Source organism: Mycolicibacterium grossiae (genome assembly GCF_008329645.1).
Classification (GTDB): Bacteria; Actinomycetota; Actinomycetes; order Mycobacteriales; family Mycobacteriaceae; genus Mycobacterium; species Mycobacterium grossiae.
Genome location: NZ_CP043474.1, coordinates 3,744,021 through 3,767,531, shown reverse-complemented (window position 1 = coordinate 3,767,531; position 23,511 = coordinate 3,744,021). Strand labels below are relative to the sequence as shown.

Sequence of the window (23,511 nt, the reverse complement as noted above, 5' to 3'; positions counted from 1 at the left end):
GTTATTGCGCGCGCTGCCCGAGCAGCCGTTCGACGTACTTGGCGATGACGTCGACCTCCAGATTGACCGGCGTACCGACGGTCGCGGTACCCAGGGTGGTGAGCGACAGCGTGGTCGGGATCAGCGACACCTCGAACCAGTCCGGCCCCAGCCCGGACACCGTGAGCGAGATGCCGTCGACGGTGATGGAGCCCTTCTCGACCACGTAGCGCGACAGCGGGGAGGGCAGCGAGATGCGCACCACCTCCCAGTCGGGCTGCGGGGTGCGGGCGACGACCTCGCCGGTGCCGTCGACGTGCCCCTGCACGATGTGCCCGCCGAGCCTGCTGTTGACCGCGGCGGCGCGTTCCAGGTTGACCTGGCTGCCGACGCCGATGCCGGCCAGGCTGGATCGGTCGAGCGTCTCGCCGATGACGTCGACGCTGAATTCGCCGCCGGGCAGCACCTCGACCACCGTCAGACACACGCCGTTGACCGCGATCGAGTCGCCATGACCGGCGTCACTGGTGACCACCGGGCCGCGGATCACCAGCCGGGCGGCGTCGGTCAGGTCCTCCTTGCCGACGATCTCACCGATCTCTTCGACGATTCCCGTGAACACCCCTCCAGGCTAGTGAGGGGCGTACGGGTCCGGTCACGGCGGCCGGGCGGGGCCCCGGCGCACCGGCGTCGACCCTCTACGATGCAAGCATGCAGACGCGTCCCCGCTTCGCTGTCCTGTCCCTGTTCACGGCTCTGATGGCCGCGGTCGCGCTGGTCGCGGGCTGCTCGTCGGACTCGCAGTCCAGCGCCCCGCTGCCCGACGGCGCCACGCTGGTCAAGGACTCCGAGCAGTTCACCAAGAGCCAGCAGAGCGTGCACATCGAGTTGGCGGTGACGGGCAAGATCGCCGAACTGCCCATCGAGACGCTCAGCGGCGACCTGACCAACGTCCCCGCAGTCGCCGCCCAGGGCAAGGCCAGCATCATCGCCTTCGGGCAGACCTTCAAGGACGTCGACTTCGTCGTCGCCGACGGCGACCTCTACGGCGCCCTGACGCCCGGCAGCTTCACGAACTTCGGTCCGGCCGCGGACATCTACGACGTGTCGAAGATCCTCAGCCCGCAGGCCGGTCTGGGCAACCTGCTCGCCAACTTCCGCGACGCGAAGGCCGAGGGCCGCGAGAAGGTCGGCGGGGTCGACGCCGTGAAGGTGACCGGCAAGGTCGGCGCGGACGCGGTGAACGGACTGGTGAACATCGGCGCCACCGGCGACGTCCCCGCCACCGCGTGGATCAAGGAGGACGGCGACCACGACCTCGTCCAGGCCAAGCTCGACCCGAGCGAGGGCAACAGCGTGCAGATGACGCTGACCGACTGGGGCAAGGCCGTCACCGTCACCAAGCCCGCCGCCTGATGGCCGGCGCCCACGCGACCGCCGCGCCGAAGGGCACCAACCGGCGGGTCGCGATCACCGCGGGCGGCCTCGCCGTCCTGCTGGGTGCGCTCGACACCTACGTCGTCATCACGATCATCAACGACATCATGCGGGACATCGGCATCTCGCTGAACCAGATCCAGCGCGTCACGCCGATCATCACGATGTACCTGCTCGGCTACATCGCGGCCATGCCGCTGCTGGGGCGCGCGTCGGACCGCTTCGGCCGCAAGCTCGTCCTGCAGCTGAGCCTGGCCGGTTTCGCCGCGGGGTCGGTGGTGACCGCGCTGTCCGACGACCTGTTCACCATGGTGATCGGCCGCCTCATCCAGGGCACGGCCAGTGGCGCCCTGCTGCCGGTCACCCTGGCCCTGGCCGCCGACCTGTGGCACGCCCGCAACCGCGCCTCGGTGCTCGGCGGCATCGGCGCGGCCCAGGAACTCGGCGCCGTGCTCGGCCCGCTGTACGGCGTCGCCGTGGTGTGGGCGCTGACGTCGTGGCGCGACGTGTTCTGGATCAACGTGCCGCTCGCGATCATCGCGATGGTGATGATCCACTTCAGCCTCCCGTCGCGCGACGAGGACCAGCCGAAGGCCAAGATCGACGTGGTCGGTGGCCTGCTGCTGGCCGTGGCGCTGGGTCTGATGGTGTTCGGCATGTACAACCCGTCGCCCGACGGCAAGCAGGTCTTCCCCAGCTGGGGCCTGCCGGTGCTGGGCGCGGCGCTCGTCGCGGCCATCGCGTTCTTCGTCTGGGAGAAGTTCGCCCGCACCCGGCTGATCGATCCCACCGGAGTGAAGTTCCGGCCGTTCCTGTGTGCGCTGGGCGCGTCGCTGTGCACCGGCGCCGCGCTCATGGTCACGCTGGTCAACGTCGAACTGTTCGGCCAGGGCGTGCTCGGCAAGGAGCAGAACGAGACCGTGCTGCTGCTGCTGTGGTTCCTGGGCGCCCTGCCGATCGGTGCGGTGCTCGGCGGGTGGATCGCCACCCGGATCGGCGACCGGATCGTCGCCTTCGTCGGACTGCTGATCGCAGCGTTCGGCTACTGGCTGGTGTCGCACTGGACCGTCGACGTGCTCGAGGCGCGGCACGACCTGGGGTTGTTCACGCTGCCGACGTTTGACACCGACCTGGTACTCGCCGGCGTCGGCCTCGGCCTGGTGATCGGACCCCTCACCTCGGCGACGCTGCGCTCGGTGCCCGGCACCCAGCACGGCATCGCGTCGGCCTCGGTGGTCGTCGCGCGCATGATCGGCATGCTGATCGGCCTCGCGTCGCTCAGCGCGTGGGGCCTGTACAAGTTCAACCAGTACCTCGCCGAACTGCCGAAACCCAAGGGCACCAACCTGATCGAGATCGGGGCGCAGCTGGCCGCGAACGTGCGCACCGCCTACACCATGCAGTACGCGCAGATCTTCCTAGACACCGCCGTGGTGTGCGTGGTCGGCGCGCTGCTCGGCCTGCTCATCAGCGGCAAGCACGACGTGGCCGAGGACGTCGAGGCCGCCCCCGACGCCACCCCCGATGCGCAGGACGTGCGCGTCACCCCCTAGACGCGCGCCGTCCCCCAGACGCGAAACGACCCCCGAGGCCGGTGGCCCCGGGGGTCGTCGTCACGCGTCAGCAGCGCTCGATGCCGGGGTGTTGCACCCGGAAGCTCGGCCGGTCGGCCGGATCGGCGCCGCCGAGGACTGCGCGCAGCGGGCGGCAGACCATCTCGACGATCGCGTACTGATCGACTGGGCGAAAACTGAGCCAGTCCTGCAGGGCAGTCATGCTCGTCGTCCTTTGCTCGTGCTTACCTTCGCCCGAACTTCGTCGGTAAGGCGCGAATGCGTGACCGGACCGATCGGCCCGAACACACCTTCGATTCTACGGAGCCGAAACATCACGACGGGTGTCCCGACCGCCACCGCGGGTCTCGAACGGGTAACGAGTCGCCGAATTCCCGGCGATCTTGGTGACCGGGCTCACGTGGGTCGGTCCGAAGCGGTGCGGATCTCAGCGACCTCAGTGACCGCCGCCACCCGGCGGGCCGGGAACCAGGCTGAGCCGCAGATCCGGCCCGATCTGCGCGACGCCGTCGAACCGCCAGCGGTGCGCCTGCCCGATGCCTCCCACGCCGACGTCATCGACGGCGACGACGGGCCCGCCCAGCAAGATCGGGGCGACGTAGGCGAGGATCCGGTCGACCGCGCCGGCGCGCAGGAAAGCCCCGGCGAGCGTGGGACCGCCCTCGAGCAGCACGTCGGTCCGGTCCGACAGCGCGGCGATGACCTCCCGGGGATCGCGCGTGCGGATCACCATGGTGCGCGAGTCGTCGTTGAGCACCTTCGCCTCCGACGGGATTTCCCGCTCCCCCACCACCACCCGCAGCGGCTGGCGGTCGGCGAGGCCGCCGTCGGGCCGCCGCGCGGTGAGCGTCGGGTCGTCGGCGAACACCGTGCCCGTTCCGACCACGATGGCGTCGACGACCGCGCGGATGCGGTGCACGTCGGCGCGCGCCGCCTCGCCGGTGATCCACTGGCTGCTGCCGTCGGCGGCCGCGCTGCGGCCGTCCACGCTCGCGGCGAACTTCCACGTCACGTGCGGACGGCCGGTCGAGAGCTTGTGCAGCCACTGCCGCAGCGGTCCCGCCGCGACGTCGTCGGCGAGTACGCCGGAGCGGACGTCCACCCCGGCGGCGGTCAGCCGCGCCGAGCCGCCCGACGCGACCGGGTTGGGGTCGGCGACCGCGTAGACGACGGTGCCGACCCCGGCGGCGAGCAGCGCGTCGACGCACGGCGGGGTACGGCCGTGGTGGTTGCACGGTTCGAGGGTGACCACCGCGGTGCCGCCCGCGGCGCGGGTCCCGGCGCGCCGCAGTGCCAGCACCTCGGCGTGCGGGCCGCCGGGCGGCTCGGTGGCGCCGACGCCGACGATCTCCCCGTCGCGGTCGAGCACGACCGCGCCCACCGGCGGATTCGGGTAGGTGGTGCCCTTGACGTCCTCGGCCAGCTCGATGGCGCGCCGCATCGCCGCCTCGGGCGTCACGGGCACCGTCACGACAGGTGGGCCGACGCGGCCGCCGCCTTGCGTCGCAGAGCGGCCACGGCCTCGGCGGGATCCGCTGCGTTGTACACCGCCGACCCGGCCACGAAGCAGTCCACCCCGGCCTCGGCGGCCGCGCTGATCGTGTCGTCGTTGATGCCGCCGTCGATCTCCACCACGACGGTGAGGTCGCCGGAGTCGACGAGGCGCCGGACGGCCGTCACCTTGCTCAGCACCTCGGGGATGAACTTCTGGCCGCCGAAGCCGGGTTCGACCGACATGACGAGCAGGGTGTCGAAGTCGCGCAGGATCTCCAGGTACGGCTCGATGGCGGTGCCCGGCTTGACGCTCAGACCGGCCTTCGCGCCCGCGGCCCGGATGTCGCGCGCCACGGCCCGCGGATCGTCGGTCGCCTCGGCGTGGAAGGTGACGTTGTAGGCGCCGGCCTCGGCGTACGGCGGCGCCCACCGGGCCGGGTCCTCGATCATCAGATGGCAGTCCATCGGGATGTCGGTGACCTTCAGCAGGCTCTCCACCACCGGCAGGCCCAGCGTCAGGTTGGGCACGAAGTGGTTGTCCATGACGTCGACGTGCAGCCAGTCCGCGCCGTGCACCGCCGCGGTCTCCTCGGCCAGGCGGGCGAAGTCCGCGGAGAGGATCGACGGCGCGATGAGCGGTTCGCGGGAGTGGCCGGTCATGGCGGTCAGCCTACTTCCAGCGCAGCGGCGAACATCGCGTCCGTCCCGTGCCGATGCGGCCACAGCTGCACGTGCGGACCCGTCCCCGCCGGCACCGGGTCGAACAGCGGCCAGGTGTCCAGCGCCCGCACCGGCTGGCGGCGCAGGGCGTCGGCGACCACGCCCACGGTCTCGGCGAGGTGCGGTGAGCACGTGGCGTACAGCACCACGCCGCCCGGCCGGGTCAGCGCGATCGCCGACGCCAGCAACTCGCGCTGCAGCTTGGCCAGCGGCCCCACGTCGCCGGGCCGGCGACGCCAGCGCGCCTCCGGGCGGCGGCGCAGCGCACCGAGACCCGTGCACGGCGCATCGACCAGGACGCGGTCGAAGGAGCCGGCGGGCAGGCCGGTGTCGCGGCCGTCGACGCGCAGGACCTCCACGCCGAGCCCGCGGGTGTTCTGCTCGACGAGGTCGGCGCGGTGCTCGGTGGGTTCGACGGCCGTCACCCGCGCGCCGGTCTGCGCCGCCAGCCCGGCGAGCAGCGCCGTCTTGCCGCCCGGTCCCGCGCACAGATCCAGCCAGCGTCCGCCGTCGTCGTCGACCGGCGCCAGGGTGAGCGCGCGGGCGACGAGCTGGCTGCCCTCGTCCTGCACCTGGGCCGCGCCGTCGCGGATCGCCGCCAGCCGGCCGGGGTCACCGCCCGGCAGGTAGACCGCGTACGGCGAGTACCGGCCGATCTCGCCGTCGACCGCGGCGGCGAGGTCGGCGGCCGTCGTGCCGCCCGGGCGGGCGGCCAGGTGCACCACCGGCCGCGCGTCGTCACTGTCGAGCAGTGCCGGTAGCTCGCCGGCGTCGGCGCCGAGCGCGTCGGCGAACGACTGGGCGATCCACCGCGGGTGGGCGTGGGTGAAGGCGAGGTGGCCGATGGGGTCGCCCGCCGCGGCGGGCGCCAGCTCGGCGACCCACTGCGCCTCGTCCCTGGCCGAGATGGTCCGCAGCACGCCGTTGACGAAACCCGCTCGCGCGGAATCGAACTCGATGGCCGCCTGCTCGACGGTGGTGTTGACGGCGGCGTGCGCGTCGACGCGGGTGCGCAGCAGCTGGTAGGCGCCGAGGCGCAGCAGGTCGAGCAGCACCGGGTCGATGCGCTCGAGCGGGCGTCCCGCGGCGGCGACGATCACGGCGTCGAGCAGGCCGAGGCTGCGGCAGGTGCCGTAGGCCAGCTCGGTGGCGAAGGCGGCGTCGCGCCCGGTGACGTCGCGGTCGCGCAGCATGGCGGGCAGCGTCAGGTTGGCGTAGGCGTCGCGCTCGGACACCGCCCGCAGGACGTCGAAGGCCACCCGCCGGGCCGGGTCGAGCGGCGTGCGGCGCGGACCGCGGGGTCCGCCGCGCCCGCGCTGCGGCCGGGTCACGAGGCGCGCGCCGTGTCGTCGAGGCGGGCGCCGCGCGCCCAGTCCGCGGCCGCCATGGGCTTCTTGCCCGGCGGCTGGATCCAGCCCAGCGTCACCGGCGACGACGCGGTGCCCACGTGCACGCCGGCCTTGTCGGCGCGGATGGCGCCGGGCGGCAGGGGATCCCGTTCGGTCGGCAGCACCGGCCCGACCTTGACGCGCAGGTCCCCGATCATGGTCCACGCGCCGGGGTTGGGCGTGACCGCCCGGATCCGGCGGTCCACCACGTGGGCGGGCAGGTCCCACCGCACGCGCGCCTCCTCGACGGTGATCTTCGGCGCGACCGTGATGCCGTCGGCGGGCTGTGCGACCGCGTGCAGGGCGCCGTCGGCGATCCCGTCGAGCGTGGTCTCCAGCAGGCCCGCGCCGGTCGTCGCGAGGCGTCCCAGCAGGTCGCCGGCGGTGTCGGTGGGGCGGATGGTCTCGGTCACCACGCCGAACACGGGGCCGGAGTCCAGGTCCGGTTCGATCCGGAACGTGGTGGCCCCGGTGACGGTGTCCCCCGCGGCGATGGCGGCTTGCACGGGCGCCGCGCCGCGCCACGCCGGCAGCAGCGAGAAGTGCAGGTTGATCCACCCGTGCGGCGGGACAGCCAGCAGCCCGTCGCGCAGCAGCGCGCCGTAGGCCACCACCGCGCAGCACTCCGGCGCCAGCTCGCCCAGTTCGGCGACGAACTCGGCGGAGTTGGGGCGCTCCGGACGCAGGACCGGGATGCCCGCCTCGAGCGCGAGGGCCGCGACGGGCGACGGAGCGGGCCGGCCGCGGCGGCCGGACGCCGCGTCGGGCCGGGTCAGCACGGCGACGACGTCGTGGCGCGGCGAGTCGATCAGGCGGCGCAGGGACGGCAGTGCGGGCTCGGGTGTGCCCGCGAAGACGATTCGCATGGTCCTTCCGGGGTTCGGGGGCGGCAGGGGTCGAAGGCTAGCGCGGCAGCTGGTAGTACTCGCGTTCGGGGACGCCGGCCAGCGGCGCGACCACCATCCACGGCAGCGTGGTGACCAGCCGGTTGAGTGTCGCGACCGCGTCGTTGTAGTACTGCCGGGCGAAGGCCAGCGTGTTCTCGGTGGCCGCCAGCTGCTGCTGCAGGTCCGCGAACGCGGCCGACGACGCGAGCGAAGGGCTGGTCCGGGCGGCGGCGACGGCACGGCCGACGGCGTCGTCGAGATCCCGCTGGGCGGCGCTGCGCCGAGCCACCGACGGGCCGCCGGTGGCCGCGGCGAGCGCGGCGTTGGCGGCGGTGACGCGGTCCAGCACCGCCAGCTCGTGGTCGGCGAGGGTCTGCACCGCATGCATCACACCGGGAATCAGCGCGGCGCGACGGGTCAGTTCGACGTCGATGCCCGCCAGCGCCTCGGCCACCCGCACGTCGGCGGTGCGGATCTTGTTGTAACCCACCAGGACGAGGGCCAGCACCGCGACGAGCACCACCAGCAGCACCGTCAAGCCGAACGTCACCACGAGCCGCCTCCTCCGCCGCCGCCGCCACCGCCACCGCCGCCGCTGGACCCGCCACTGCTCCCGCCACCCGACGACGAGGAGGACTGCGACGCGGTGTACGCACCGATTGACGACGTGAGCGCCGAGGTGAAACCGTCGAAGTCGCCGCCGCCGGAACTCGCCGCGGTCCAGCCGCCCGACGAGGACGAGGACTGGTACCAACCAGGTTGCGGCGCAACGTCTCCCGTCGCGTCGGAGTACTTCTTGGCCCACAGCGCTGCTGTGCCGGCGGCCACCGCATAGGGCACGTAGGCGGTGTAGAGGTCCCTGCGGGCGGCGAAGTCGAACCGCGTCTCCGCCGAGTCGGTCGCCAGCAGCCGGTGGAAACCGCCGGCGGCCGACCACAGTTCGCGGCCCTTGGCGGTGCGCCTGCTGCCGACGCCGTCGGCCCACGCGCGGACGGTGGCCGCGAAGAAGACGGCGAACGGCAGGCCCCACATCGTGGCGGGAAAACCCCAGCGGAGGAAGCCGCACAGCGCGAGGATCGCGGCCAGCGCGTTGGCCGACCGGACCCACAGTTCCGCGCGGCGCTTCTCCACCAATCCCTCGTCGGCCGCCCACTTTCGGACCGCGACGGCCATGTCGGCCTTCGCCTTCTCCAGCTTCTTGCCGGACGACGCCGTCTTCTTCGCCTCGAACTCGGTGCCGGGGCCCATCACCTTCAGCGCGGAGCCGACCGCGACGCCGACGGGGTCGACGTCCGCCCAGGCACTGCGCTGCGCGGTTCCACGGACGTCCCAGTGCGAGGCGTTGACCTGCCGGAGTTCGACGAGGCCCCGGTCGGCCAGGTGGAACAACGTGGCCGTCAGCCCGTTGCCGGGGACGCTCTCGGTGCGGATGAACTCGGTCTGCACCGGTCCCAGACCGGGTGGCGGCGCGTACTGCACGGGGAAGCCCGGCGGCGGCTCGACCGTGGAGCGGTACCAGAGGTAGCCCAGCGCGCCGGCCGCGACGGCGATGCCCAGCACCCACACGGCGGCGATCGCGGACTGCCCGAGGACGCGGTCCCAGCGCTGCGGCCAGGGCAGTTCCCCCCGCGGCGGCGGCGGCGCGTCGACCGCGGCGCGCACGGTGACCGGGGTGCGGGGCGGCAGGTTCGCGGCGCCGAACTCGACGGTGTCGCCGCGCACGGCGAGGTCGGTGCAGGCCCGTCCGACGCCGAAGCCCACCGAGCACGCGGCGCCGGGCACGGCCGCGGGCAGGGTGACCCGGACCCGGACCCGGTCGATGCGGTTGTTCCACGACGGCGCGACGACGTTCCAGTAGAACGCCGACGCCCCGGCGTCGGGTCGGCCCACGGCGCCGGCGAAGCGGCGGTCGGCGCCGCTGCCCGCCGGGTCGAGCACGCCGCGGATGCGGTAGCGGATCTCGTAGACGTGCTCACCGGGGATGAGCGTGCTGTCCGGGTCGCCGATCTTCGCGACGCGGAAGCGGTCGGCGTCCTCCCACAGCAGTTGGTGGTTCACCGGCTGACCGTCGAGGGAGATCGACGCGATCTCCGGGCGTTGCCGCACCGACGCGTCGTTCTGGTTCGCCACGTCCCAGTAGCGGAAGATGCCGTGCCGCCCGGCCGGGAAGTCGCCGGTGATGGTCTCGACCGCCTGCAACGTGCCGTCGGCGGTGACGACGAGGTCGGCGCGGTAGTCGGTGATGACGACGGGATCCTCGGCGGCGTCCTGCGCTCCGCCGCCCGACGATCCGCCGGCGAACGGCACCGGCCACAGCAGCCCGATGGCGATGAGCCCCACCAGGATCGACCACCCGATGAGTCGGCGCACGTGACCTCCCGCGGGCCCGGATCACCCGCCGGGCTGGGCCTACCCTATGTGCAACGGGTCGATCTGCACACGCACCGGCTGCTGGTCGTGGCGGGCGCTGGCGACCCCGGTCGCGCGGCGCACCGCGGCCGCGAGGTCGAGACCCTCCCCGCGCGGCACCCGCACCAGCATCCGGATCACCGGTCCCCCGGTCGGCTCCCCCGCCGGGCGCCGCGCCCCCGGCGGCAGGTCGACCGGTCCGAGCACCTCCGCCGAGGCCGGCAGCTCGGCAGCGGCGACCAGCGCGGCAACCGCCGCGGCCTCGCCGTCGATGGCGGCCATGTGCGCCGCGGGCGGCAGACCCACCTCGTGGCGGGCGTCGAGTTCGGCCTCCGCGTGCCCGACCGGATCCCACCGGATGAGCGACTGCACGGTTGGGATCGCCGACTCGGCGACCACCGCGACCACACCGCCGTCGGCGCGGGACCGGACCAGCGCCGCCGCCGCCATCCAGCGGCGCAGCGCGTCCTCGGCGGCGCGCAGGTCCTGTCGCCCCAACAGCGCCCAGCCGTCGAGCAGCAGCGCGGCGCCGTAGCCGCCGGCGGCGACCGGCTCGGCGCCCGGGGTGGCGACCACCAGCGCCGGGTCGCCGGACACGGCGGGCACCAGCGCCTCGCCGCCGGAGGTCACGACCGCGGTGCCCGGAAAGGCGCGGCCGAGTTCCTCGGCGGTGCGGCGGGCCCCGACGACGACGGCGCGGACCGCGTCCGACCCGCACCGCCGGCAGCGCAGCGCCGCTTCGGCCCGGCCGCACCAGCGGCACACCGCGCCGGGGCTGTCCGCGCCGGGCAGGGACATCGGCCCGGTGCAGTGCCGGCACCGGGCGATGGTGCGGCAGCGGTTGCACGCCAGCGCCGGCACGTACCCGCGCCGGGGCACTTGCACCAGCACGGGCGTGCCGGCGGCGAGCGCGCGGCGCGCGGCGTCGAGCGCCATCGTCGGCAGCCGCGCGGTGCGTGCCGCCGGATCGCGCTCCTGGGCGAAGGCGCTGTCGTCGAGTGCGACGACGCGGGGGGCGTGCGCGCGCACCACGTGCCGGGTGGCCACCAGGTCGTGCGCCCACGACGAGCGGACCAGCGCCTGGGCCTCCGCCGTGCGGGACAGCCCGCCGACCAGGGCGGCGCAGCGCACCTGGTGGGCGCGCAGCATGCCGACGTCGCGCGCGTGCGGGTAGGGGGCGCGGGGTTCGGCGAGGCTGTCGTCGCCGTCGTCCCAGACGATCACCAGGCCGAGGTCGGCGACGGGTGCGAACACCGCGCTGCGCGTGCCGATGACGAACCGGGCCCGGCCGCGCAGCACGGCGAGCCAGCGGCGGTAGCGCTCGGCGGGACCGAGCCCGGCCGAGAGCGCGACGACGCGGTCCGGGTCGACGAGCCGCGTGGCGGCGGCGTGCAGGGCGTCGACGTCGCGCTGGTCGGGCAGCACCGCCAGCGCGCCGCGGCCCCCGCCGATCACGACGGCCGCCGCCTCGGCCAGCCGATCCGCCCACTGCTCGCCCGGCAACGCCTGCCACACCGCGCGGGCGGCCCGGCCCTCGGCGAGCGCGGTGAGGAAGCCCGGCGCCCGGCCGTAGCGCGCCCACGCCGTCGGGTCGACCTCGGCGCACGTCGACGCGGGAAGGTCGGGCAGCACCTGCTTCTCGACGTTCGCGTGCCGCGGGGGCACCGCCAACCGCAGCACGTCCGGCCGGGTGCCGGCGTAGCGGGCGGCCACGGCCTCGGCGAGCCGGCGGACCTCCGGAACCAGGACCGGTTCGGCGGACACCACGCGGTCGAGCCAGCCGAGCTTGCCGGGATGGTCGGTGTCGGAGCGCCGCTCGAGGATGAACGCGTCGACCAGCCTGCCGTGGAACCGGACCCGCGCCCGCACCCCCGGTTGCGCGTCGTCGGACTGCTCGGCGGACACCAGGTAGTCGAAGTCGCGGTCGAGGTGCGGCACCGACAGCATCGGCAGCACCCGCGCGATCGGCTCGTGCTCGGCCGCCTGCCGGGTGGTGCTCACCCCGCCGGTGTAACAGCGGCGTCCGACGCCGCGCGCCGACCGAACAGGAAGCCCGCGGTGATCGCGAGGATCGACGCGGCGTAGGCCCACCAGATCGGCACCGCCAGCACCTCGTTGCCCAGCACGAAGCGGCTGATCCCGATCATCGCGTCCGACACCGCGAAGCAGACCGCGCCGAGAGCCGTCCACGGCGTCGGCAGGTCGGCCAGCAGCGCCGCGCATACCATGGCACCGAGCACGGCGATGTAGAGCGTCACCGGCACCGCCATCCCCTGGTCGAGGAGGTTCGGCCAGAACCAGGCCAGCAGCGCCACGCACGCCGCCACCAGCACCGCGCAGGCCGCGAGCCGCGCGGGCGGGCGCCGCACCAGCGGCAGCAGCGCGACCAGGAAGCAGACGTGCGCGACGAGGAACGCACCGAGCCCCAGCACGAACGACGGCTCCCACCACGGCAGGGCCAGCAGCACGTCACCCGCGGCGGAGAACAGCAGCGCCGCGACGAGCCACCGTCGCTCGCGGCGGATCGCCAGTCCCACCGCCGCGGCGGCGAGCAGCAGCGCGGTGAGCGCCTTGGCCACCGGTTGCAGGGCGAAGCGACCGGTGAGATCGGCGCCCGCCGGCAGGCCGAGCGCCGTGACGAGCAGGAAGACGCCGTAGGAGGCGCCGACGACGGCGGCGGTCAGCCACAGCGCACCCGACGGCACGGCGCGTGCCGGGGCGGTCGCCGGGGTGTGGGCCATCAGCAGAACGTACCGGGTCGGCCGGACGGCCGAGGAGGGGTCGGGCGCGCGTACGGTGCGGTGGTGCCCGACAGCCAGACACCCGAGACCGCCGCCCTCGACCCCGTCCTCAGCAAGGTCCTCGAGGCGGTGCCGTTCCAGCTCACCGCCGAGGGCGGCCCCGAGGCGACCCGCCGGCGCTTCCGCGACCTGCCCCGGCCCGAACTGCACCCCGAGGTCCGCGCCGAGGACCGCACGCTCGACGGGCCGGGCGGCCCGCTGCCGATCCGGATCTACCGTCCCGCGGACGCGGGCAGCGACGCGCTGCCGGTGGTGCTGTTCTTCCACGGCGGCGGCTGGGTGGTCGGCGACCTGGACACCTACGACGGCACGGCCCGCAGGCACGCCGCCGTCGTCGGCGCGCTGGTCGTCGCGGTCGACTACCGCCTCGCGCCCGAGCACCCCTACCCCGCCGCGGTCGACGACGTCTGGGCGGCGACGCTGTGGGTGGCCGCGCACGCCGCCGAGTTCGGCGGTGACCCCGACCGCCTCGCCGTCGCGGGCGACTCCGCGGGCGGCAACCTCGCCGCGGTGGTGGCGCTGCTGGCGCGCGACCACGGCGGACCCGCGCTGCGCCGTCAGCTGCTGTGGTACCCGGCGACCACGTGGGACGTCTCGCTGCCGTCGTTCACCGAGAACGCTCACGCCCCGGTGCTGGACACGCCCTCGGTCAAGGAGTTCTCGCGCTGGTATGCCGGTCACGTCGACCTGGCCACGGCCCCCGCGACGTTGATCCCGGCCCGGGCCGAGTCGCTGGCCGGCGTGGCACCGGCGTACGTCGCGGTGGCCGGTCACGACCCGCTGCGCGACGACGGCATCCGCTACGGCGAGCTGCTGACGGCCGCCGGGGTGCCGGTCGAGGTGCACAACGCGACCGGCCTGGTGCACGGCTATCTGGGCTACGCCGGGGTGGTGCCCGCGGCCACCGAGGCATGCGATCGGGCTCTGCTCGCGCTGCGCGCCGCGCTAACGTAGCCACCATGGTGGACGCTTCGGAGACCCGCCCGGGCATCGATCCCGCCCTCGAGGCGCTGCTGGACGCGGTGCCGCTGGAATTCACCGTCGACGACGGCGTCGAGGTGGCCCGCGAGCGGTTCCGCGCCACCCGTCCGCCCCGGGAGACGCTGCCCGACATGCAAACCGAGGACCGCAGGGTGGGATACGGCGACGTCGGCGACGTCGGGGTGCGCATCTACTGGCCACCGGTCGACGCCTCCGCTCCGCTGCCGGTCGTCGTGTACTTCCACGGCGGCGGCTGGTCGATCGGTGATCTGGACACCCACGACCACGTCGCGCGGGCGCACGCCCTGGGCGCGGAGGCGATCGTCGTCTCGGTGGACTACCGGCTGGCCCCCGAGCACCCGTTCCCGGCCGGGGTCGAGGACGCGTGGGCGGCGCTGCAGTGGGTCGCCGAGAACGCGGCCGACCTCGGCGGTGACCCCGAGCGTCTCGCCGTGGCGGGCGATTCCGCGGGCGGCAACCTGGCCGCCGTGCTGACACTGCGGGCGCGCGACGCCGGCGGACCGCCGCTGGCGTTCCAGCTGCTGTGGTACCCGTGCGTCGTCGGCGACACCGCGGTGCCGTCGTTCGCCGAGAACGTCGACGCGCCGATCCTCAACCCCGACGTGATCGCGGCGTTCCTCGCCTGGTACGCACCGGGATTCGACTTCAGCGACCCGGCGGCGCTGCCCACCGACTTCGCCCCGGCGAACGCGTCGTCGCTGGCTGGTCTGCCGCCCGCGTACGTCGGCACCGCCGAACACGACCCGCTACGCGACGACGGCGCCAGATATGTCGAATTGCTCGCTGCCGCAGGAGTTTCGGTACGGCTGAGCAACGAGCCGACACTGGTGCACGGGTTCGTGAGCCTGGCGCCGGTGTCACCGGTCGCGACCGAGGCCACCGCGCGCGGCCTGGCCGCGCTGCGGGCGGCGCTGCACCCGGGGGCCGCGGCGTGAGCGCGAGCACTCCCGACCACCAGGTTCTCGTCGTCGGGGCCGGGTTCTCCGGCATCGGCGTCGGCATCGGCCTGGACCGGGTGGGGCTGTCGGACTGGCTGATCCTGGAAGCCGGCGACGAGCCCGGCGGGACGTGGTACTGGAACTCCTATCCCGGTATCGCCGTGGACATCCCGACGTTCTCCTACCAGTTCTCCTTCGAGCAGAGCACCGAGTGGTCGCGCACCTACGCCCCGGGACGCGAGCTGAAGCGCTACGCCGACCACTGCGTGGCCAAGTACGGCCTGCGCGACCGCATCCGCTTCCGCACCCGGGTCACCGAGGCGGTGTTCGACGAGACGGCGAACCTCTGGCGGGTCCACCTCGACGACGGCACGGCGGTCACCGCGCGGTTCCTGATCAACGCCAGCGGCGTACTGACGGTGCCGAAGCTGCCGGACATCGACGGGGTCGAGGACTTCGCCGGGATCACCATGCACACCGCGCGCTGGGATCACGACCTCGACCTGACCGGCAAGCGGGTGGCCATCATCGGCACCGGCGCCTCGGCGATTCAGATCATCCCGGAGATCGCACCGGTCGTCGGTCACCTCGAGGTCTTCCAGCGCACGCCGATCTGGTGCCTACCGAAGTTCGACGTGCGGCTGCCTCCCGTGGCGCGCCGGGCGATGCGGCTGCCCGGCGTGCGGTCGCTGTACCGTGCGCTCAGCCAGACCTACGTCGAGTTCACGTTCCCGATCTCGGCGCAGTACGCCACCTGGTTCCCGCTGGCGCGCATCGCCGCCGTCATCGGCCGGGCGTATCTCGCCCGCGAGGTCCGCGACCCCGTCACGCGGGACGCGCTGACCCCGCGCTACGCCGTGGGCTGCAAACGACCCGGCTTCCACAACACCTACCTGTCGACCTACAACCGCAACGACGTCGACCTCGTCACCGACCCGATCGCGAAGGTGACCGGATCCGGTGTGGCCACCGCCGACGGCACCACCCACGAGGTCGACGTGCTGATCCTCGCGACCGGGTTCAAGGTGCTCGACGTCGACGCGCTCACCTTCGAGGTCACCGGCACCGGCGGACAGCGGCTGGCCGACTTCTGGGAACGCCACCGCATGCAGGCCTACGAGGGCGTCAGCGTGCCGGGCTTCCCGAACTTCTTCAACGTGATGGGCCCCTACGGGTACGTCGGCTCGTCCTACTTCGCGCTGATCGAGGCGCAGACGCACCACATCGTGCGGTGCCTGCTGCGCGCCGAGGAGGACGCGGCCTCGCGCGTCGAGGTGTCCCAGGAGGCCAACGACCGGTTCTTCGCCGAGATGATGAGCCGGCGGCACCGGCAGGTGTTCTGGCAGGACAGCTGCCGGCTGGCCAACAGCTACTACTTCGACCGCAACGGCGACGTGCCCCTGCGGCCCGGCACCACGGTGGAGACCTACCTGCGCAGCCGGCGGTTCCCCCTGGAGGACTACCAGTTCGGCGCCTAGAACTGCACGCCCCGGGTGAGCGCTCCGTCGACCACCAGGTTGGTGCCGGTGATGAAGCTGGCCCTCGAACTGCTCAGGAACACCACGGCGTTCGCGACCTCCTCCGGGGTCGCCATCCGGCCGGTCGGGTTGAGCCCGAGCGCCGTGGCGAAGAGTTCGGGGTCGTTCTCCTCGATCGACGGCCACACCCCGCCGGGGAAGTAGGTGTTGCCGGGGCTGACGGTGTTGGCCCGTACCCCCCGTCCGGCGACCTGGAGCGCCAGCCCCTGGGTGTAGTGGATGATCGCGGCCTTGAACGTGCCGTACGGCCCTGCGGCGAAGTCGATCTCGCGGCCCGACACGCTCGAGATCGTGACGATCGAGCCGGCTCCGGTCGCTTCGAGATGCGGCAGGGCGGCCGCCACGAGTCGGACGGTGCCCATGAGGTCCACCTCGAAGCCGCTGCGCCAGTTGTCCGGGGTGTCCGGGATGGCGAGGGCGCTGACGTTGGCGACGACGCCGTCGATGCCTCCGAAACGCTCGGCGATGTCGGCGACCCACGATGCGACCGCCGCGGTGTCGGCCACGTCGACCGGTGTGCCGATGGCCGTGCCCGTCGCTTCCAAGTCGGCCTGCGCGGCCTCGACGGCATCGGGGGTCCGCGCGCAGAAGGCCACCACGGCGCCTTCACCGAGCAATCCCTCGACGACCGCGCGGCCGATCCCGCGGGTGCCTCCCGTGACGAGGAAGCGCTTGCCCGTCAAACCGAGATCCACGGTGCCGTCCCCTAGTAGTGGATGGCACCCAACGAGCGTGCGGCGCGGCGCAACTCGTCGTGCATGCCGTGATGGGCCGCGGCGCTGGGCAGCAACCGCTTGTCGATCTTCGTGACCGAGCTGTAGTTGGTGTCGACGACGTTGGCGATCGGGCTCTGCGAGATCTGCGTGAGCAGCTGGTAGGCGTCGAACCGATCCAGCCCGTGGAGTTCGCCGAGCCAGCCGATCATCTCGGCCTGACCCGCTCGCCACGCCTCCTCCAACGGCCTGCCCGATCCGATGGTCATCAGGTGGGTGTCGGTCTCCAGCCGCGGCCAGGCCGGACCACCGCCCTTGATCAGGTCGATGATCGCGGTGACGTGCATGGCGCCCTCGATCGCGGTCCCGCAGGACTCGCCCTCCCCCTGCCGGTAGTGTCCGTCGCCGAGTGAGAACAGCGCACCGTCGACGTTGACGCGAAGGAAGCACGTCGTGCCGGCGGCCATCTCCGGGGTGTCCATGTTGCCGCCGAAGTAGTCGGGAACCAGCGACGTGCGAACCTCGCGGCGCGCGGATGCGACGCCGACGGTGCCCAGCATCGGGTTGGCGGGCAGACGCACCGCGAATTCGCTGGCGTGCGCGGTGAATCCGACGGTGTGCGTGCCGGCGTCGTAGTCGTAGACGTAGGTGCGCTCGGGTATCGGCTCCTGCAGCGACGGACTCGCCGGAACGCTGGTGAGGCCGCCGAAGAACGGGATCAGGCTCGACGCGCCCCACGTCCGCGCGGGCGTCAGGTCGACGAGGTGCACGGCGAGCGTGTCCCCCGGCTCGGCGCCCTCGATCCAGAACGGCCCGGTCTGCGGATTCAGGTCCTCGGTGTCGAGCGCCGTGCTGGCCACGTTGTTGCGGCTGGTGATGCGTCCGCCGAAGGCATCCTCGGTCCACAGGGTGAGTGCGGTGCCCGGCGTGATGCGCATGACCGGCTCGGCGCCGCCGAACGTGTAGTTGAGTTGGTCGACGGTCGGGACGAACGTGACGTGGTCCATGACGTCCATCCTCGCCCAAACGACGAAGCGCCGCCGACGAAGCCGTCGGCGGCGCTCGGCGAGTGGCTCAGACGCTGGCCTTGAGATCCTCCACCTTGTCCGTGCGCTCCCAGGGCAGGTCCACGTCGGTGCGGCCGAAGTGCCCGTAGGCAGCGGTCGGCGCGTAGATCGGACGCAGCAGGTCGAGGTCGCGGACGATGGCGCCGGGCCGCAGGTCGAAGACCGACGTGATGGCCTTCTCGATGCGGGCGGGGTCGACGGTCTCGGTGCCGAAGGTCTCGACGAACAGACCGACCGGGGCGGCCTTGCCGATGGCGTAGGCGACCTGCACCTCGACGCGCTCGGCGAGGTCGGCGGCGACCACGTTCTTGGCGACCCAGCGCATCGCGTACGCCGCGGAGCGGTCCACCTTCGACGGATCCTTGCCGGAGAAGGCGCCGCCGCCGTGGCGGGCCCAGCCGCCGTAGGTGTCGACGATGATCTTGCGGCCGGTCAGGCCGGCGTCGCCCATCGGGCCGCCGAGCACGAACTTGCCGGTGGGGTTGACCAGCAGGCGGAAGTCCGAGATGTCCAGCGTGTCGTGGCCGAGGTCGGCGAGCACGGTGTCGACGACCTGCGCGCGGATGTCGGGAGCGAGCTGGCCGTCGAGGTCGATGCCGTCGGCGTGCTGGGTGGAGAGCACCACGGTGTCCAGGCGGACCGGGGTGACGCCGTCGTACTGCACGGTCACCTGGGTCTTGCCGTCGGGGCGCAGGTAGTCCAGCTTGCCGTTCTTGCGCACCTCGGTGAGGCGGCGGGCCAGCCGGTGCGCCAGCGCGATCGGCAGCGGCATCAGCTCGGGCGTGTCCTTGATGGCGTAGCCGAACATCAGGCCCTGGTCGCCAGCGCCCTGCAGATCCAGCGGGTCCGCGCCACCCTCGACGCGGGTCTCGTGGGCGGTGTCGACACCCTGGGCGATGTCCGGCGACTGGCGGCCGATGCCGATGTTGACGCCGGCGGTCTCGCCGTCGAAGCCCTTCTCCGAGGAGTCGTAGCCGATCTCGAGGATGCGCTCGCGGACGGTGTTGGTGATGTCGGCGAACGCCTCCTTGGCGGTCGTCGTCACCTCGCCGATGACGTGCACCTGGCCGGTGGTCACCGCGGTCTCGACGGCGACGCGGGACTTGGGATCCACGGCGAGCAGCGAGTCGAGCACCGAGTCGCTGATGGCGTCACAGATCTTGTCGGGGTGGCCCTCGGTGACCGACTCGCTGGTAAATAGCCGGGCTTTGCTCACGGTGTGATCCCTTTCCAAACTTCGTTAGTCATGCGAATGATATCGTCGTCCCGTAGTAGGCAAGCGCGTCGCCCCGTTCCGCGCAACCCTTGTGCGCAGCGCGGTGCCGGCGACCCGTCACTCGTCGCGGTGGCGCAGGAACGTTCCGATCGCGTCCACGATACGGCTGGCCATCAGCGTCTTCGAACCGTGCCGTAGGCCGGTCTCCGTGCCGTCGGCCGCCAGCAGCCACCCGTCGTTGACGTCGACCTCGAATGCCCGCCCCTCGCCGACGGCGTTCACCACCAACAGGTCGCAGCCCTTGCGTCGAAGTTTGGACCGCGCGTGGAACAGGACGTCGCCGTTCGCGTCGCCGGTCTCGGCGGCGAATCCGACGATGGCGCGCATGTTCGGCAGCTGCCCGTCGGCGCGGGCACGCACGGCACTGGCCAGCACGTCGTCGGTGCGGGTGAGTTCGATGACCGGCGCGTCGGCCGTGTGTCCCGGTTCGTGCGACTTCTTGATCTTGCTGGTGGCGACGTGGGTGGGTCGGAAGTCGGCCACCGCGGCCGCCATCACCAGCACGTGCGCCTCCGGGGCGTGCTTGGCGACGGCGTCCTTGAGCTGGCCGGCCGAGCCGATGTGCACGACGTGAACGCCGGCCGGATCGGCGAGGCCCACGGTGTTGCCTGCGATCAGCGTGACGTCGGCACCGCGCTGGGCGGCCACGCGCGCGACCGCGTAGCCCTGCTTGCCGGAGCTGCGGTTGCCGATGAAGCGGACCGGGTCGATCGGCTCCCGGGTGCCGCCTGCGGTGACGAGGACGCGGGTGCCGGACAGGTCGTGCGGCAGCGCGTCGGACCGCTCGAGGAGCAGCTGGGCGAAGGTGGCGATCTCCTCCGGCTCGGGCAGTCGGCCCGCACCGGTGTCGGTGCCCGTGAGCCGCCCGTGGGCGGGCTCCAACACGATCGCGCCGCGGCGCCGCAGCGTGGCGACGTTCTCGACCGTCGCCGGGTGCTGCCACATCTCGGTGTGCATGGCCGGGGCGAACAGCACCGGGCAGTGCGCGGTCAGCAGCGTGGCGGTGAGCAGGTCGTCCGCGCGGCCGGACGCCGCACGTGCCAGCAGGTCGGCGGTCGCGGGTGCCACGACGACGAGGTCGGCTTCCTGGCCGATGCGGACGTGCAGCACCTCGTCGACGTCACTGAAGACGTCGGTGCGCACCGGGTGGTGCGACAGCGCCTCGAACGTGGCGGCACCGACGAAGCGGAGCGCGGACTCGGTCGGGACGACGCGCACGGAGTGCCCCGCCTCGGAGAGCCGGCGGACGACGGTGCACGCCTTGTACGCGGCGATGCCCCCGGCGACGCCGACGATGATCCGCTTGCGCTCGCTCATGCGCGCCGACTCCCCGTCGCTCGCTCGTCCGAGACCGCGCCGCGGACCGCTACTCGCCCTCGGTGTGCTCGAGGAGGTCGGAGTGGATCTCGCGCATCGCGATCGACAGCGGCTTCTCCTGCAGACCCGGCTCGACCAGCGGGCCGACGTACTCGAGGATGCCGTCGCCGAGCTGGTTGTAGTAGTCGTTGATCTGGCGCGCGCGCTTGGCGGCGTAGATGACCAGGGCGTACTTGCTCGACGCCCGGTCGAGCAGCTCGTCGATGGGCGGGTTGGTGATGCCCAGCGGCGTGTCGTAGGCGATGGTGGCGTCGGAGGCGGTGCTCTCGACAGGGGTGCTCACGAAAGATTCTCCTGGCGTTTCGACTGTGGGGCTGGATGTGCGTTACGACGACCTGAGGGCAGGTCCGTCACGGGCCCACCAGCAAGGATACCAATTCGGCGCAGGCCGACTCCAATTGCGCGTTGACGACGACCACGTCGAACGTGTCCTGCGCGGCCAGTTCCTCGCGTGCCGTCCGCAGCCGGCGGGCCATCACCTCGGGGGTCTCGGTGCCGCGTCCGGTCAGGCGCGCCTCTAGGGCCTCCCAGCTCGGCGGGGCAAGGAAGACGCTGAGCGCCTCGGGCATCGCTGCCTTGACGGCCCGCGCGCCGGCGAGGTCGACCTCGATCAGCACCGGGCGGCCGGCGCGAGCCGCGTCGCGGACGGGTTCGGCCGGGGTACCGGAACGGTGCAGGCCGCCGTGGATCTCCGCCCATTCGAGCAGCTCGCCGCGGTCGATCAGCCGTTGAAACTCCTCGGCCGTGGTGAAGGTGTAGTCGACACCGTCCACCTCGCCGGGACGTGGTGCCCGCGTGGTGGCGGAGACGCTGAAGTGCAGGTCGGGAACGCGGTCACGCAGGCAGCGGACGACCGTCGACTTCCCGACGGCTGAGGGACCGGACAGCACCACGACGCGTGTCATCGCACCCGCCCGGCCCCTCGGCCGGCGTTCACCGATCGCCTAGGACTGGTCGAACTTCTCCAGCAGGGCCTTGCGCTGGCGATCACCGAGGCCGCGCAGGCGGCGGGTCGGGGCGATCTCCAGCTCGGTCATGATCTCCTGCGCCTTGACCTTGCCGACCTTGGGCAGGGCTTCGAGCAGTGCGGAGACCTTCATCTTGCCGAGGACCTCGTCGGTCTCGGCGTCCGTGAGGACCTGCTTGAGGTTGGTGCCGCCGCGCTTGAGCCGATCCTTGAGTTCGGCACGGGCTCGACGTGCGGCAGCAGCCTTCTCCAACGCTGCCGCGCGCTGTTCGTCGGTCAACTGGGGAAGGGCCACGGGATTCCTCCGTCTCTCGCCGTCATCTGTTGTGTCTTGACTGGTAGACAACCAGCCAGCGTCGACGACCGTACCCACGCTGGCTGACGAAAGCTAACCCCACCCCCGGCGCGTTTCGACGTTTTCCCAGCGTGTAGGACGCCAGCGAACCAGCGCGGTCGCGCTCCGCTGGGCACCGCCGGTCGCGATGCGGCCGTTATTGACCCTCGATGTCGCAGCTCACCAGGGGTTTCGACGCGCTTGCGCAGCTCACGGCCGGTGTCTGCTGGGCGTGACCACGGCGACGCCCCGTCGCGGCGGCCGATTCGGCGAGAAATATTCGCAGGTCACGGCGTGTCGGGCGTGTCGGGAACACGTCCGGGTGGCGTCGTCGGGTCACGCAGGTCACAGGAGTCGCATCCGTCACGACTGCATCTCGTGCGGCACTCATACGCTCGCCAAAGCGCACGCACAGTTGGCGTTCCTACATTCGCGGTGTCGGGGTGGCCGGCGCGGTTCACGACCGCGCGACACCGGAAGTGAGGATCGACCATGAACGCGAAACGGATGGTGGCGGCGTGCGCCGTCGCGATCGGCATCGGCGCGCTGGCGCCGACGGTGGGTGTCGGGACCGCCGCTGCGGCCCCCGGCCCGCCGTGTGGACCGCAGGGCGGGTGCCAGGGCCCCGGCGGGCCTTCGGGCCCCGGCGGTGGCCCGGGTGGTCCCGGCGGGCGGGGCCCCGGCGGACCCGGCTCCGGCGGACCCGGCGGATGGGGCCCGGGTGGACCCGGACACGACGACGGACCGGGCCCCGGCGGACCCGGCGGGCCCGGCGGTCCGGGCGGTCCGGGCGGATGGGAGCCCGGCCGCGGACCGGACCGGCCCGCGTGGGGCGACCCGGGACCGCCTCCGCCGCCGCCGGCCGACCTCGCGTGGCGCGGCATCGACCAGGGCCGGTTCGACCACCAGCCCTTCAACTACAACGGCTCCTGGGTGACGCCGCTCTTCAACCCGGACTTCAACGACTGGGGGTTCTGGTTCTTCGGGATCTGGATCCCGCTGTGACCATGACCACCCACTGAATGGACCCGCCAGAAGAACGTGCGGCCGGTGATGCGACATCGCCGGCCGCACGTCTGCGTCAGCCACCTGAGCCGTTACGTCGCCGTGCGACAACGGTTTTCGTTTCGTTACCGGACGCACAGCACCCACCTATTCCGGCCACATCCCCGGCCCATCCCCGCTTCGTAACGTCGTGGCACGCGAGGCGAATCCGCGCCTCGCGAACGGACGGGAGTCGACACGACATGAGGTTCACGCGAGCACTCGGCACCACGACGATCGCGGCCGGCATCGGCCTGGCCGCGGCCTTCGGCATCGGAACGGCGTCGGCCGATCCGGGCGGGCCGTGCAACCCGCCGGCCTGCCAGGACCAGCACCGCAACGACCACGGCGACCGCAACCAGGCCCCGGTGGACTGGCACGGCAGGGGCGTCGACCAGGGGCGGCAGGACCACCAGCCGTTCAACTGGAACGGTCAGCAGGTGACGCCCATGCCCGCGGGCAACGGCGCGGGCTGGGGCTTCTGGTTCCTCGGCCAGTGGATCCCGCTGTAAACCGCACGCGGTGCGCGGCCGTACGGCGGGTCACCGAAGGGTGGCCCGCCGTTC

The 23,511-nt window shown here is 72.7% G+C and carries 24 protein-coding genes; 7 read left to right on the top strand and 17 right to left on the bottom strand.

Features of this window, described 5'->3' with window-relative positions:
* Position 1: 1 nt before the first annotated feature.
* On the bottom strand, positions 2-601 hold the full coding sequence (locus tag FZ046_RS18230; RefSeq protein ID WP_070356291.1) for a riboflavin synthase: 600 nt from the start codon (positions 599-601) through the stop codon (positions 2-4).
* An 89-nt stretch (positions 602-690) separates the two neighbouring features.
* Here FZ046_RS18230 and FZ046_RS18225 point away from each other — a divergent pair, with 89 nt between their 5' ends.
* Entirely contained in the window at positions 691-1,395 is a 705-nt protein-coding gene (locus tag FZ046_RS18225) for an LppX_LprAFG lipoprotein (RefSeq protein WP_070356292.1), read from the top strand.
* Positions 1,395-2,969 carry an MFS transporter gene (locus FZ046_RS18220; protein WP_070356293.1) on the top strand — a complete coding sequence of 525 codons (1,575 nt, stop codon included), beginning with the start codon at positions 1,395-1,397 and terminating at the stop codon, positions 2,967-2,969. Before FZ046_RS18225 ends, FZ046_RS18220 begins: the two co-directional genes overlap by 1 nt.
* Before the next feature lie 67 nt (positions 2,970-3,036).
* Here FZ046_RS18220 and FZ046_RS27470 read toward each other — a convergent pair whose 3' ends face one another.
* The 9 genes from FZ046_RS27470 to FZ046_RS18180 form a co-directional block, all read right to left on the bottom strand.
* Positions 3,037-3,192, bottom strand: a complete 156-nt coding sequence (locus tag FZ046_RS27470) for a hypothetical protein (protein ID WP_170292449.1) — start codon at positions 3,190-3,192, stop codon at positions 3,037-3,039.
* Positions 3,193-3,426: 234 nt separating this feature from the next.
* Complete coding sequence (gene ribD / locus FZ046_RS18215; RefSeq protein WP_170292518.1) at positions 3,427-4,449, bottom strand: bifunctional diaminohydroxyphosphoribosylaminopyrimidine deaminase/5-amino-6-(5-phosphoribosylamino)uracil reductase RibD; 1,023 nt, start codon at positions 4,447-4,449, stop codon at positions 3,427-3,429.
* Positions 4,450-4,457: 8 nt separating this feature from the next.
* Positions 4,458-5,144, bottom strand: a complete 687-nt coding sequence (rpe, locus tag FZ046_RS18210) for a ribulose-phosphate 3-epimerase (RefSeq protein WP_070356294.1) — start codon at positions 5,142-5,144, stop codon at positions 4,458-4,460.
* A 5-nt stretch (positions 5,145-5,149) separates the two neighbouring features.
* The gene (locus FZ046_RS18205; RefSeq protein WP_149484286.1) at positions 5,150-6,535 is read right to left on the bottom strand and encodes an RsmB/NOP family class I SAM-dependent RNA methyltransferase; all 1,386 of its coding nucleotides are present in this window, start codon (positions 6,533-6,535) and stop codon (positions 5,150-5,152) included.
* Positions 6,532-7,458, bottom strand: coding sequence for a methionyl-tRNA formyltransferase (fmt, locus tag FZ046_RS18200; RefSeq protein ID WP_149484285.1), 927 nt, complete (start codon positions 7,456-7,458; stop codon positions 6,532-6,534). Before fmt ends, FZ046_RS18205 begins: the two co-directional genes overlap by 4 nt.
* 37 nt (positions 7,459-7,495) lie before the next feature.
* Entirely contained in the window at positions 7,496-8,032 is a 537-nt protein-coding gene (locus tag FZ046_RS18195; protein WP_070356428.1) for a LemA family protein, read from the bottom strand.
* On the bottom strand, positions 8,026-9,849 hold the full coding sequence (locus FZ046_RS18190; protein WP_070356427.1) for a DUF2207 domain-containing protein: 1,824 nt from the start codon (positions 9,847-9,849) through the stop codon (positions 8,026-8,028). The genes FZ046_RS18195 and FZ046_RS18190 overlap by 7 nt, the downstream gene beginning before the upstream one ends.
* A 39-nt stretch (positions 9,850-9,888) precedes the next feature.
* On the bottom strand, positions 9,889-11,835 hold the full coding sequence (locus FZ046_RS18185) for a primosomal protein N' (protein ID WP_149484366.1): 1,947 nt from the start codon (positions 11,833-11,835) through the stop codon (positions 9,889-9,891).
* A gap of 50 nt (positions 11,836-11,885) precedes the next feature.
* Positions 11,886-12,629, bottom strand: coding sequence for a lysoplasmalogenase (locus FZ046_RS18180; RefSeq protein WP_070356242.1), 744 nt, complete (start codon positions 12,627-12,629; stop codon positions 11,886-11,888).
* Between the two features lie 63 nt (positions 12,630-12,692).
* Between FZ046_RS18180 and FZ046_RS18175 the strand changes: the two genes are divergently transcribed.
* Genes FZ046_RS18175 through FZ046_RS18165 form a run of 3 tightly spaced genes read left to right on the top strand, consistent with a single transcriptional unit; the run spans position 12,693 to position 16,107 of the window.
* Positions 12,693-13,643: an alpha/beta hydrolase gene (locus tag FZ046_RS18175; protein WP_070356250.1), complete on the top strand. Its 951-nt coding sequence runs from the start codon at positions 12,693-12,695 to the stop codon at positions 13,641-13,643.
* 5 nt (positions 13,644-13,648) lie between these two features.
* The gene (locus FZ046_RS18170; RefSeq protein ID WP_070356243.1) at positions 13,649-14,626 is read left to right on the top strand and encodes an alpha/beta hydrolase; all 978 of its coding nucleotides are present in this window, start codon (positions 13,649-13,651) and stop codon (positions 14,624-14,626) included.
* Positions 14,623-16,107 (top strand): flavin-containing monooxygenase, encoded by a 1,485-nt coding sequence (locus tag FZ046_RS18165; protein ID WP_070356244.1) that lies wholly within the window; start codon positions 14,623-14,625, stop codon positions 16,105-16,107. Before FZ046_RS18170 ends, FZ046_RS18165 begins: the two co-directional genes overlap by 4 nt.
* Here FZ046_RS18165 and FZ046_RS18160 read toward each other — a convergent pair.
* From FZ046_RS18160 to mihF, 7 genes are all read right to left on the bottom strand, one after another.
* Complete coding sequence (locus FZ046_RS18160; protein ID WP_070356245.1) at positions 16,104-16,862, bottom strand: SDR family NAD(P)-dependent oxidoreductase; 759 nt, start codon at positions 16,860-16,862, stop codon at positions 16,104-16,106. The two genes, FZ046_RS18165 and FZ046_RS18160, sit on opposite strands and share 4 nt — an antisense overlap.
* An 11-nt stretch (positions 16,863-16,873) precedes the next feature.
* Positions 16,874-17,887 carry an acetamidase/formamidase family protein gene (locus FZ046_RS18155; RefSeq protein ID WP_070356251.1) on the bottom strand — a complete coding sequence of 338 codons (1,014 nt, stop codon included), beginning with the start codon at positions 17,885-17,887 and terminating at the stop codon, positions 16,874-16,876.
* 67 nt (positions 17,888-17,954) lie between these two features.
* Complete coding sequence (gene metK / locus FZ046_RS18150) at positions 17,955-19,163, bottom strand: methionine adenosyltransferase (protein WP_070356246.1); 1,209 nt, start codon at positions 19,161-19,163, stop codon at positions 17,955-17,957.
* Positions 19,164-19,280: 117 nt separating this feature from the next.
* Positions 19,281-20,540, bottom strand: coding sequence for a bifunctional phosphopantothenoylcysteine decarboxylase/phosphopantothenate--cysteine ligase CoaBC (gene coaBC, locus FZ046_RS18145; protein ID WP_070356247.1), 1,260 nt, complete (start codon positions 20,538-20,540; stop codon positions 19,281-19,283).
* Between the two features lie 49 nt (positions 20,541-20,589).
* Positions 20,590-20,883, bottom strand: coding sequence for a DNA-directed RNA polymerase subunit omega (gene rpoZ / locus FZ046_RS18140; protein ID WP_070356248.1), 294 nt, complete (start codon positions 20,881-20,883; stop codon positions 20,590-20,592).
* A gap of 67 nt (positions 20,884-20,950) precedes the next feature.
* On the bottom strand, positions 20,951-21,505 hold the full coding sequence (gmk, locus tag FZ046_RS18135; protein WP_070356249.1) for a guanylate kinase: 555 nt from the start codon (positions 21,503-21,505) through the stop codon (positions 20,951-20,953).
* Positions 21,506-21,544: 39 nt separating this feature from the next.
* A complete protein-coding gene (mihF, locus tag FZ046_RS18130) occupies positions 21,545-21,862 on the bottom strand; it encodes an integration host factor, actinobacterial type (protein ID WP_003894434.1) in 318 nt (105 codons plus the stop codon).
* A gap of 531 nt (positions 21,863-22,393) precedes the next feature.
* Here mihF and FZ046_RS27465 point away from each other — a divergent pair.
* Positions 22,394-22,906, top strand: coding sequence for a hypothetical protein (locus FZ046_RS27465; RefSeq protein WP_170292448.1), 513 nt, complete (start codon positions 22,394-22,396; stop codon positions 22,904-22,906).
* 242 nt (positions 22,907-23,148) lie between these two features.
* Positions 23,149-23,457 (top strand): hypothetical protein, encoded by a 309-nt coding sequence (locus FZ046_RS18120; protein WP_070353958.1) that lies wholly within the window; start codon positions 23,149-23,151, stop codon positions 23,455-23,457.
* Positions 23,458-23,511: the final 54 nt, after the last annotated feature.